The following is an 11,493-nucleotide window of genomic DNA, read 5'->3' on the forward strand; positions in this document are numbered from 1 at the left end:
CAATCGTTTGGGAGTTTTGTGTTTCCGAATCTATCTTCCTTTCCTTCTGCTTGAATATCTGCGGAATGTGGGTTATATCACCATAATTATGAGACTGCATAAGATAATCTTCTGTCATTTTTGCAAGCCAAAATAATTGATTTTCTGTTATATTCCTAGATGTTTTAAGGAATTATTTTACCAGGTTAGATAGCTCGGTTTTGTCATTTAAATATCGGCAGTAAGTATAAACAGTTTTGCTAAGGCTTGGGAAACGTTCTAGAAAAATTTTCATTCTCTGTAAAACATCACTTCCATGATCTCGCAGTAGAATTAAAACCAGTTCAGCATCTTCTTCGTGAATATCCGGCTCTTTTAAAATGTCTAGCAAATATTCGATTTGCTCATCACTCAGCTCCTCACATTCTTCCTCTTCATCATGCTCAAACTCGATACCAGAAACTTCAATAATATGTCGTCTAACTTGCAATAAACCTGCTTTAATAGTATCAACTCTTTTCCCAATATTAATTTCTTCCACTTGACCTATTATTGTTTTTGCAGAATTCAAAAAAAGACCTTTTTCTCCTAACATTTTCTGAATTACAACAAAATCTGAATTAATTACACTCTCATCATTATCAAAAAGATAATAATCATCCATAAAGCGAAGCATAAGCTGACTTTTTAGAAAAACCGAATTATCCACAAACTTTAAAAACTCTGCACCTATAACCTTACATGGATGCAATCCTTGGGGCAAACAATCGACAGATCGGCCAGCATTTATTTCTCGTAGAAACTGCCCAAAGTCTTCTGTGTCCTTTAAACTTCGACCTCCTCCACTAAACCAATCTATAAGATCGTGATGATAAATTGAGTTAAAATACGAACTTATGTCAAACTTCGCGCTAAACCGATAAGATTTTTTACCCTGTGCGATAAATGATTTAAATTCTGCATAACTATGGGTTTGAGCAATGGGTTGCCCGCCTTCAAATCTATAACCAAAACTTTTTCTGTTTTCACTAAAATCTGAGCGAAAACTTTTTCTGTTTCTATAAACAATATCGTAGATAAATAATTCTGAAACCGGATCTAATTTGACTGTTCGTCGAAGGTGAAAACCGGTTTTAGATGCATAACAGGGAAGCTGAGACAAAAATGAGTGATCTGGCTCTGATTTATTTAGTACTTTTTCATAGATATATGTAAGAATTGCCTCCGCATGATTCTGAATAAGAATATGAGTAGTAGCCAGGGGAAACAATGTTCTTGGGTAATCTTCTAAGAAGTATTGCAGCGTTTGCTCGTTCATGATCTTTGTCTTATTTTGTTTTTGCCTAACGTATAATTGTCTTGCAGATGTAGTAAGCTGTTCACCATTTAAATCTCAGAGGCTATCTAGGCCAGTAAAGGGTTTCAGGCTCTGAAATACGCAGTTTAAATGCTAAACAGCTTATAATACAGTGTTTAACCTAAAAATACCGCAGGTCGCTCACCTATACCAACCCCTTCTTAAGGTGCGTCAGAAACGAGATTTTTGACTTGAGTCAAGTATCTGTCTGACGCACCCTACCTAATTCTACCGAATACTAAACATCGCGTTCTGTCCGCACCCATTTAGTTTGCCGCTTCAGGATAAAACCCAAATACAAAGGGATTTTCCACAGGATGTAAAAAGGTACGGATAAAAGAGTTGCGCCGGAAATATCGGCACGCCCGAATTTTGCCCAAGCGCCGACAATGGAAACTAAAATCAGCAATCCTTGTACTGCTAACAAGACGGCGGGAATTGGGGATGTTCCCAAAATTGTTGCTAGTAAAGAGGCGGCAAAAGCAGCTAGCCAGATAGCGACTAAAAGCGATAGGGGAGGGACGGATAAGTCGAGGGCAATCGCCAATAAGTCAAAACGTTTTTGCTCGACTGAAGCTGCTGTCAGGCGGGGAGTTTGAGTTAACAATGTCTGTATGTGACCATGTTCCCATCTGGTTCTTTGACTTTTAGCTGCTTGCTGCTGCTGCGGCAAACAGCCGGTGACGTTTGCTTCGGGGCAGAATACTGTTGGGTGTCCGGCGATCGCCAAATCCAAACTCATCTGCATATCTTCAACAATATTGCTGCTGGCTAGAGTAACCGATCGAATTATCGACCAGGGAAAAGCCATGCCAGTTCCTGTTAGCAATGATGGAAATCCTAACTGTTTTAATCCGCTGGGACGGACTAAGTTTTTCACGAGAAAGGCTAAAGCAGAAATTGAATCTTTCGGAGTAGGATTGGGCGGCTGTTCCATTAAATAAGTCGCTTGCACTGGTCTTTGTTCGGCAACTGCAACACGGGCTAATTTTTCTATAGAGTCTGGCTGACAAATGCAGTCTGCGTCAACCATGATTACTACTTCTGGGGGGTCGGATTCGATCGACTGCAAGCCGAAATCCAGGGCGTATCCTTTGCCCTTGCGCTGTGCGTCTTGACGCTCGATCGCATTTGCACCGCAGTTACGGGCGATTTCTGCCGTGGCGTCCGTACAGTTGTCAGCAATCACTAACAAGCGGTCTTGAGGTGTTAGCTGCGGCAATATGGTGGAGATGGTGGCGGCAATTCCTGCTGCTTCGTTGTAAGCGGGAATTAAAACTGCTACTTTGGGGCGGGGGGCTTTAGTTTCCGCTGTCTCGCCCAGGCCGGACAAGAAAGCTGCACTGCATTCTAGAAATAGAACTGCAACGGGAATGAGAAGGATCAGGGCGATCGCCAATAGCACAACATCAATCAATAAAAACAGTAGCTGATTAATTTCCACAATTCTAGTACCTTAATTTAATTTTATTTGTTGCGTTCATTGAGTTCATTTAATCTAACCGCATCTTTGTTAACTCATTGCACAACGCTATCTAAAGTATCATCATATCATGCGTGCGAAAAATCACCCTTATAACGTTGGTAATGATGGCTTAAGTCCTCATAAAACTACTAGCACTGGTGTCCTCGCTACAAATTAATTTGATTGCTCTTATGCGATCGCAAATAATATCATATCATGTCGATTCTAAAAATGGTAAGTATATCAATTTAACTAAACCTTAAACACGCTTAGAAACCAGGTTTCTTGGAGAAAACTGGTTTCTGGGTGCTCTATTTGTAATCAACTAACAACTTGGTCGATGTTTAGCTCATTCACCCCCTGTGGGTTGCCAGTCAGGAAGCAATCTCCAAACTCAAAACTATGTTCAAGCTACGCTGCATCGCGGATAGCAACAGATTCAGATTTTTTTGTGGTGAACTGTGCGGGGGGTGCAAATTCTCTGAGATATCTCGACACCGATCGCAAATATCCCACTTCTGCTTGAATCAAATCCAGGGTAGAAAGACTCTCAACTAAGTCATCAAACTCATCTGTCGTAACTCCAGCACTGTGCAAGACTTCTTGGTTAAGTCGCCCGCAGATTCCTTGCAGGAGGAGTTCGATAATCTCGCTATAGTCAGCGATTTCCGTTCCGTAACCTTGCAATTTCTTCGGATTGATTCCCCACTGCAAAATCTTTAACAACTCTTCAGGGGCACTCCACGCAAAAGAGGAAGCAATCACTTCTTTTTCCGCTGCGACCAGAGCGTGCTTGATTTGCACTTCGGGGAAATCTGAATCGATGATTAGGCTTTCGAGCTTCGACACTTGTTTATCTAAGACGCGCAAAGAAAAAGGAGCTAATTCTACACTCACCATGTCGCCAGCATCGTTAACACTTCTAAAAGGATCTTCCAAAACATTAATTAGGAGGTGAATGTCTGTAGGCTTTTTCCAGTCAAATTGTCCAAGGAAAAAAGGTTCTTCGTATCCCGGCAAAAGTCCTTGAAAATAAATCGGCAGATTTTTGCCTGATTCAAGAATTTTATAAAGAGCTACTTCCAAAGTTTCTGTCGGCCAACCGAGATTACTCACGGCGACAAATTTCAGTTTTCCGGGAACGGACACAACCAGAGAATTCAGCAATAAATGTACGGCTTCAAAAAGATTTTGAGCAGTTACGTAGCGGTGGGGAGCGTGAACGTTGACAGTTTTACCTTGCTCTACTTTTTTGGACATTTGCTCGCAGAACAAGCTATTTTCCAACATATGAGTAAAGCGAACCATCCCGTAAGTGACATCTCCTTCTTGAGCTGCTTTGGCAAATTGCCATTCGGCAAACTTTTTGGAGGCGGCGTAAACTTCGGTTGTAAAATATCGAGATGTTTTGCCTGTCGAAGAGAATACGCAGTGTTCTACGCCGTATTCTTCGCAGAGTTGGATGACGTGTTTACATCCTAACAGGCTGGTTGTAACTGTTTCTCGGATTTTGATTTCAGCTAGTCCGGGTTGGCGTTGGGCGGCTAGGTGAAAAACAATTGCTGGTTTTTCTACCTCAAATATGTGTTTGAGCGCGTCGAGGTTGCGAATGTCAACGGCATAGAAAGTTACAGCACCTTCTTTGGTAAAAAGCGGCAGATTTTCTTCGGGGTTTTGACATCGGGCGTTGTCTGCGGAAATGATGTTAGTTGCGCCTAGTTCGAGGAGTTTTTCAATTAAGAAACTGCCGACACATCCTTCTCCGCCGGTGATGAGGATGGTTTTTCCTTTGATTTTGCGACTGACTGCGGATGCGTATAGGTGAATAGTGCGACCGCGCACATCGCTAAAAGGTTCGCTTTCTAATTGTCCGTCGGCTTGATAGGCTGCGATTAGCTGTGCGGTGAGAGTTTGTAAGGCCGCGAGGATTTCAGGATCTTGCGGTTCCGGGGAACCCGGGGGAACTAGCTGCTGGATGCGCTCAATTATTTCTGCTTTGCTGGCACCTTCAAACACTTCTCTTTGGTTAAATGCACTCTTCACTTTTTTTGCTCCTTTAAATTCTAGAAATACCGTTACTGATAAGCGACTTGTTAAACAAATTTTCGAGGGACAGAATCTTTAAAAGTCTCCTTGGTTTTAGGATTTTTTAGACTGAAAGCTACTTAATCGGAAAGACACGCGATCTGCTATGGTTGTAGTTTTATTAAGCGCTTTTTTAACCTGCTTACTTCTGCCATCGGCAAATATCGGCAAAGTCGGAATGTGCTCTGTCCAAAATTTGTCAATACCACTATATACTTAAATTGCTGAGTGTTGGCAAGACTCCGAACATATCTTTACTATTTCTTTGCAATCACCTGCGAGTTTTCACGCAATTTTAAAGTTTATGTAAAGTAGGGTCTACGTTTAAAAAAACTTAACAATACACTCGACATTGATTATAGCCTTTTACTTAAAAAGTAAAATGTACTTTTTGTTACTAAATAAAGTTTAATCTTAAGTAAAGATACGCACAAAAGCTCGAATCAAATATTTCCCTCTGCTGAAAATTTTGTTACTTGATGGGTGGGGTAGTCCTGCAGTGCCTACCCCTGTATGTGTGCTGCTACTAGGCGCGAACAATGCGTTCTTTTTTGCTGCCTTCAAAGCCACGAGCATCCCCAACATCGTAGCCTCCTGTTCGCAAGCGACGGTCTAAATCGCTGGGTTCGGGAGAAGTTTTGGCCGCTTCTTCGATCGTCACTCTGCCTTCAAGCACCAGTTTGTAAAGACCCTGGTTGATAATCTGCATTCCTTCGTAAGTATCATGTTCCATTAATCGGAAAGCTTCATCATCAGCACCTTTCATCAAATAATCGTGCATGGCAGGTGTATTCACCAAAATATCGTGAACTGCTACCCGACGGTTGTCAACTGTTGGCAGCAAAAGTTGGGCAATTACCGCTACTAAAGAATCGCAAATTTGAATCCGCATCGCCTGTTGTTCCTCGGGCGGGTAGAGGTTCAATAACCGATTAATAGCGTTAATGGCGCTGCGAGTGTGGAGAGTTCCCAATACTAAGTGACCAGTTTGAGCTGCTTGCAACGCTGTATTGATGGTAACGCGATCGCGCATTTCCCCGATCAGAATTACATCGGGATCTTCCCGCAAAACTGCGCGCAAAGCCTGCTGAAACTCGTGGGTATGCAAGCCGACTTCCCGCTGGCTGACCAAGCATTTTTTAGAAGGATGAATGAATTCGATCGGGTCTTCAATTGTAACTACGTGCTTTTGCTCCATCTGATTGAGGTGGTCGATCATCGCAGCTACGGTTGTCGATTTCCCCGAACCGGTAGGCCCCGTAACCAATATTAATCCCTGCGAACGCAAAATGATACTTTTGAAAACTTCTGGCAACCTCAAGGAATCGATAGTAGGTATTTCCAAACTAATCAACCGCAATACTATGGCGCCGCCGCTGAGGGACTCAAAACAGTTTAGCCGACACCGCACGAAGCCAGGGTAAAAAATTGCTGAATCTAATTCTTTGGTAGTTGCAAACTGTTTTCGCTGTTCGGGGGTGAGAATTTCGGCTAGGTACTGTTCAAAAATTTCTGGCGTTACTTTGGGGTGGTTAGTTGCTACTTGCATCACACCCCGAATCCGAAATCGAGGTACTTGGCCGACTCGAATGTGAATGTCGGAAGCCGAGGCGCTATGGGCATCTCTGACCATTTGTTCGATCGTACTGACGGGTGTCTCGACAGGCCGCTGCTGCTGGGCAGGGGGGGGCGCACTGGGCGCGGGTGGAGGAGGCGCGGGTGTTGCAGCCAAGGGCGGAGGCGGCGGCGGTGTACGGCGGGCTTGAGCCTCTGGTCGAAGGGGTGTAGGATTGTTTAATGGGTTCATTTTTTTGTCTCCAGTCAGTCTATTTTAGATTTTAGATTTTAGATTTTAGATTTACTCCACAGATTAATCTGGGAGCAGGAACTAGAGTCTAAAATTTGGGGATCGACCCTGACTGAGTGTCGGGGGCTTGTATCCGTTTTTGGCCAGGGTCAATGTAGATTTATTGCGAAAAAATGCCCGATTTCTAATTTTATCGCTCGCAGCTAATTCGGTGTTAAATGCTGAGAATATTTTACAATTAGGCTGGATGGGGCGATCGAGTAATTAACAATTTCAACTCCTATGAACATCGGTCACAAAATCGCTGACTGGCTCGAAAATCGTGCTGTTACCCCTGCCTACGCAGGTTGGCTGCTGTCGGGGATGACGGTTTTCTTTTTTGGGTCGGCGACTAATACAATGTCTGGGTGGCTGTACGTTCTCAGCGGTGGGGGTTTGGCGCTGTTGGGAGTAGCGGCGGTTTTGCCGGGAAAATCGCTCAGTTCCTTGGAAGTCCGTCGCCGGACGATCGAACCGGTGAGTGCGGGCGATCAAATCACCGTCGAACTAGAAATCGAAAATCGCGCCCGCCAACCTAAGACTTTGTTGCAAGTGATAGACATCTTGCCGTTTGTATTGGGAGAACCCGTCGTCCGCCCGATCGAAGTCATAGAGCCTAACAGTATATACAGGGAGACATACTATTTAGAAGTCCGGCAGCGGGGGGTCTATCGGTGGCAAGAGGTAAACTTGAGGACGGCGGCACCTTTAGGGTTGTTTTGGTGCAGACGCAGCCGCCCAGTCAAAGCGGTGGCGGTTGTGTATCCACAAGTTTTGCTGTTGAGCACTTGCCCTTTGATCGATCGCATCGGTCAAGAAGACAGCCCGCAATTTTACAATCGTAGTCGATCGCAAGCTGCTACCGAAGGCCTCACCCGCAACCTGAGACCTTACCGCCACGGAGACCCCACCCGCCTAATTCACTGGCGCACCAGCGCCCGCTACGGAGAACTGCGGGTGAGAGAGTTAGAAGTTGCAGCCGGCGGTCAAGAAATTATTATTGCTCTCGACAGCGCTGCGGCGTGGCAACCAGAAGAATTTGAACGAGCCGTGACTGTAGCTGCGTCTCTTTACTTCTATGCTAGCAAGCGCCTGTTAAACGTCAAACTTTGGACTGCAGGGACTGGACTTGTTTCGGGCAACCGGGTAGTTTTGGAAACTTTAGCGGCGGTTAATGCTGGGGAAGATGCGGTTGAGAATTTGCCGAAACTGCCGATAATTTGGTTGACTCAAAACTCGGCAAGTTTAAGCACTCTTTCCCAAGGCAGTCGTTGGGTACTCTGGCCGAACACCACTGCGGAAACAGGCGAAAAGTTGTTAGTAAAACACGATTTACCCGGCTTAGAAATTCGCTTTGATCGACCTTTAGAAATTCAGTTACAAGGGAGCATCTCATTTTTGTAAAAAGCATTTTTTTGTTTTATTGCCCGATAAATGCCTTGCACGGCAAAGGTTATACAGTATATTCCAGGTTGGTTAAGTACACCCAGAAAAACATGGGATCAATATTGTTAAACTGAGGTCATATCGTGTCCGATCGATTATCCTTAATATCGTAGCGGCTCCCTCACCAAAAATATCTGCCAACAATCTCCAATCTCAAAAAACCGCCCGGCTTTTAATTGCGGTTCATAGACCGGACATGATATTAGAAACTTGTAGACGCTACGCTCCTTAAGAATCAAGCTCAGAGTCGCGTTAGTCAGAATAAAGCATTTTTATAAATTTGTGGACAGAAATATGAAAGACCAATTTGATGACAAAGAGAGAAATTTTCCTCCCGCCGATCACTCAAACCAAATTTTTGGGCGAAGAGAATTATATTTATTGCTGCTGCTGTTCGCTGGTGGCATTGCGATAGACTACTGGTTTAGTCATCACCCACATCAGCTTTGGCGAGCGCCGACCCAACAGCCTGCGGGTCTCAATCCAGAGTCCCCCAAACCGCTGCTTTAACCGGCTCTCGTCAACGCCTGCACTTTCCCCAAAGGCAAAATGATACGCATCGGAAAACTTATCTGGAGCCGCTTTTCGCATCTGCTGTTGCGTCCCAAGCGATTGGCGATTTTTGAAGCCTGCCTGATTGGGCTAGTGTCGGGACTGGCTGCGCTCTTGTTAGCACAAGGAGTTGGTTGGCTCGGCGGCTGGCGGCAGCAGGCAACGCATTTAATCCCGGCTTATGTAGCGCTGCCCTCGATCGGAGCGCTAGGCGGATTCTTGTCTGGATTGATTGTCGAGCGCGTGGCTCCAGCAGCCAGCGGGAGTGGCATGAGCGAAGTGAAGGCGGTACTCGCTAACGTTCCGATGCCTTTGAATTTGCGAATTGCGCTAGTAAAGTTGGTCAGCGCCACCCTCGTACTCGCTGCCGGAATGCCCCTCGGACGAGAAGGACCGACGGTACAGATTGGGGCAGCGTTAGCGAGTCAACTGAGTCGGTGGTTCCCAACTTCACCGGATCACCGCCGTCAAATCCTCGCAGCAGGCGCCGGAGCAGGACTTGCCGCCGCGTTTGATGCGCCGATCGCAGGTGTTTTATTTGTGGTCGAAGAACTGTTACAAGACGTGTCTGGCATCACCTTGGGAACGGCAATCCTGGCTTCGTTCATCGGGTCTGTGGTCGCTCGGATCAGCGGTTCGCACAATCTCGATTTAGATCTGCATCTGGTGGTATCTAATACTAGCTTTTCTGCTCCTGAGATTCCCTTTTACTTGCTTCTGGGAATCCTAGCAGGGGTACTGGGCGTGCTGTTCAATCGATCGATTCTGAGTAGCTTGACGTTGTACCGTCGCTTTCTCAATGTCAGCTTATCCAAGCGAATCGGATTTGCTGGACTGATCGCGGGAATTGCACTCGCCGCCTTACCAGATATATTTCGAGACAATGCCGGACTAAAAGAACTCCTCTTAACCGGAAATGTAGACTGGCAACTTGTGGCGATCGTCTTTTGCATCCAGTTTTTTCTGATTCTCGTCACCTACGGTTCTGGCGCACCGGGCGGGTTGCTGATTCCCAGCATGGTACTCGGTGCGGCGTTAGGATACCTCGTAGGAGTCGGAGAACACCAAGTTTTGGGTTTAAGTCTGGCAACCACTTATGCACGGGTTGGGATGGCGGCATTTTTCTGTGCTGTTGCCCGCACTCCGATTACTGCGGTGATCCTGGTGTTTGAGATGACGACTGACTTTAATTTAGTCTTGCCGCTGATGATCGTATCTGTGACTTCTTACTTGATTGCAGAATTGCTCGATGAGGGTTCGCTCTACGATCGCTTGCTCGCGTTTAAGGGCATTCACCTGAAGCAAGACACCACCGCTCGAGATCCGTGGACAGATCTAACTGCACTGGATGTGATGCAGCCTAAAGTAGAAACGCTTTCTAGTCGAATTCGGATCGAAGAAGCCTTGCAGGCGTTTTCTAAGTCTTCCCACCGCACTTTTCCGGTGGTGGAAAACGGCAAGCTGGTCGGCATTTTAACTCAAAAGGATATTGCCAATTTTTCTGCACGAGGATTGAATAGCGAGAATCTCGTCAGCGATCTGATGACACCAGATCCCGTTCGCATTCACCCAGAAGATACGCTTGCCTACGTGCTGCATTTACTTGATCGACACAATCTCAACAGTTTACCTGTGGTGGAAGGACGACGATTGGTTGGTATTATTACCCGCACCGATATCATTCGTGTTGAAGCAGCTTATCTCAACAGCGAAAGTCTCGCTCAACCCAAGGTAGAACGAGCTCGGATAATTTACCAAACCCGATCGCCAGAAACGGGACAAGGGCGCATCCTCGTGCCGTTGAGCAATCCAAAAACATCCCTGACGCTGTTAGAAATGGCAGTGGCAATTGCCCGCGATCGCAACTATGAAATTGAATGCGTGCAGGTGATTGTTGTGCAAAGACATCACGGGCTTGCAGAAACTCCAGTAAAAACGGCTGAGGGTCAAAAGTTACTAAAGCAGGCAACCCGTCTAGCTCAAGCTTGGCAAATTCCGATCCATACCCAAATTCTAGTGGCGCATGATTTGTCTGGTGCCATTCTCGAGACGATCGAAGAGCGACATATCGATCTTGTCTTAATGGGGTGGAAAGGCAGCACTACAACACCGGGGCGGGTATTTAGTCGAGTTGTCGATACTATGATTCGACAGGCTGCTTGTGAAGTGGTGTTGGTGAAGTTAAGCGATCCAGCAACATTTGAGCGGTGGTTGGTGCCAATGGCAGGCGGACCCAATGCCGAGCAAGCAGTTCGGTTGCTGCCTGCATTGATTTCTCTGAATAAAACCGCACAAGTCAGATTATTTCATGTATACGATGCTTCTGAGCAGCGCCAAGCTGGTAATGCTGGTTTAGAACCAACTGAGGAAGTCTTGAAAGCCGCCGCTGAGTTTATCAATCTCCAAGTGAACACCCCTGTCTTGACCACTTCTGTGTGTGCTGATTCTGTGCCTGCGGCAGTGTTGAGTTATGCCAAACAGGATCGCAGCGATGTGATTGTTTTGGGTGCGAGTCGAGAAGGATTGTTGCAACAGGTAAAACAAGGAAATATTCCAGCGATCATTTCTCGCCAAAGCAACTGCAATGTGATTTTGGTGAGAGCGTTATGAAGCTGGAAACTCAACAACAATTGAATCGTAGATCGATCATTCATCCGGTGATTTGTTCGGATATTCAAACATTTTGTATCCCACATTCCGCAGATGTGGGTGGAATTTTTTTATCAGTTGTGAAAAGTGGGAACCCCAAAGTTTTTCCGTTGA

The 11,493-nt window shown here is 45.7% G+C and carries 7 protein-coding genes; 2 read left to right on the forward strand and 5 right to left on the reverse strand.

What is annotated here, in order from left to right; genetic code table 11:
• Positions 1–172: 172 nt before the first annotated feature.
• The 4 genes from QUA04_RS26825 to QUA04_RS26840 all read right to left on the reverse strand — a co-directional run bounded on the left by QUA04_RS26825 (position 173) and on the right by QUA04_RS26840 (position 6,693).
• Complete coding sequence (locus QUA04_RS26825; protein ID WP_333263007.1) at positions 173–1,297, reverse strand: RNA-directed DNA polymerase; 1,125 nt, start codon at positions 1,295–1,297, stop codon at positions 173–175.
• Between the two features lie 277 nt (positions 1,298–1,574).
• Positions 1,575–2,780, reverse strand: a complete 1,206-nt coding sequence (locus QUA04_RS26830; protein WP_333263011.1) for a glycosyltransferase family 2 protein — start codon at positions 2,778–2,780, stop codon at positions 1,575–1,577.
• A gap of 432 nt (positions 2,781–3,212) precedes the next feature.
• Positions 3,213–4,844: a polysaccharide biosynthesis protein gene (locus QUA04_RS26835; protein ID WP_333263014.1), complete on the reverse strand. Its 1,632-nt coding sequence runs from the start codon at positions 4,842–4,844 to the stop codon at positions 3,213–3,215.
• Between the two features lie 568 nt (positions 4,845–5,412).
• Entirely contained in the window at positions 5,413–6,693 is a 1,281-nt protein-coding gene (locus QUA04_RS26840) for a PilT/PilU family type 4a pilus ATPase (RefSeq protein ID WP_333263017.1), read from the reverse strand.
• A gap of 282 nt (positions 6,694–6,975) precedes the next feature.
• Between QUA04_RS26840 and QUA04_RS26845 the strand changes: the two genes are divergently transcribed.
• Positions 6,976–8,136 (forward strand): DUF58 domain-containing protein, encoded by a 1,161-nt coding sequence (locus QUA04_RS26845; protein WP_333263019.1) that lies wholly within the window; start codon positions 6,976–6,978, stop codon positions 8,134–8,136.
• A gap of 420 nt (positions 8,137–8,556) precedes the next feature.
• On the opposite strand, the gene QUA04_RS26850 is transcribed toward QUA04_RS26845, so the two are convergent.
• Positions 8,557–8,769: a hypothetical protein gene (locus QUA04_RS26850; RefSeq protein ID WP_333263023.1), complete on the reverse strand. Its 213-nt coding sequence runs from the start codon at positions 8,767–8,769 to the stop codon at positions 8,557–8,559.
• A 6-nt stretch (positions 8,770–8,775) separates the two neighbouring features.
• Between QUA04_RS26850 and QUA04_RS26855 the strand changes: the two genes are divergently transcribed.
• Positions 8,776–11,340: a chloride channel protein gene (locus tag QUA04_RS26855; protein ID WP_333263026.1), complete on the forward strand. Its 2,565-nt coding sequence runs from the start codon at positions 8,776–8,778 to the stop codon at positions 11,338–11,340.
• Positions 11,341–11,493: the final 153 nt, after the last annotated feature.

Source organism: Microcoleus sp. S13_C5, assembly GCF_036700845.1.
GTDB lineage: Bacteria > Cyanobacteriota > Cyanobacteriia > Cyanobacteriales > Microcoleaceae > Microcoleus.

Excerpts from the sequence above, each read along its gene's own strand:
- QUA04_RS26825 (WP_333263007.1), bottom strand. The coding sequence starts at position 1,297 with ATGAACGAGCAAACGCTGCAATACTTCTTAGAAGATTACCCAAGAACA.
- QUA04_RS26840 (WP_333263017.1), bottom strand. The coding sequence starts at position 6,693 with ATGAACCCATTAAACAATCCTACACCCCTTCGACCAGAGGCTCAAGCC.
- QUA04_RS26845 (WP_333263019.1), top strand. The coding sequence starts at position 6,976 with ATGAACATCGGTCACAAAATCGCTGACTGGCTCGAAAATCGTGCTGTT.
- QUA04_RS26850 (WP_333263023.1), bottom strand. The coding sequence starts at position 8,769 with ATGCGAAAAGCGGCTCCAGATAAGTTTTCCGATGCGTATCATTTTGCC.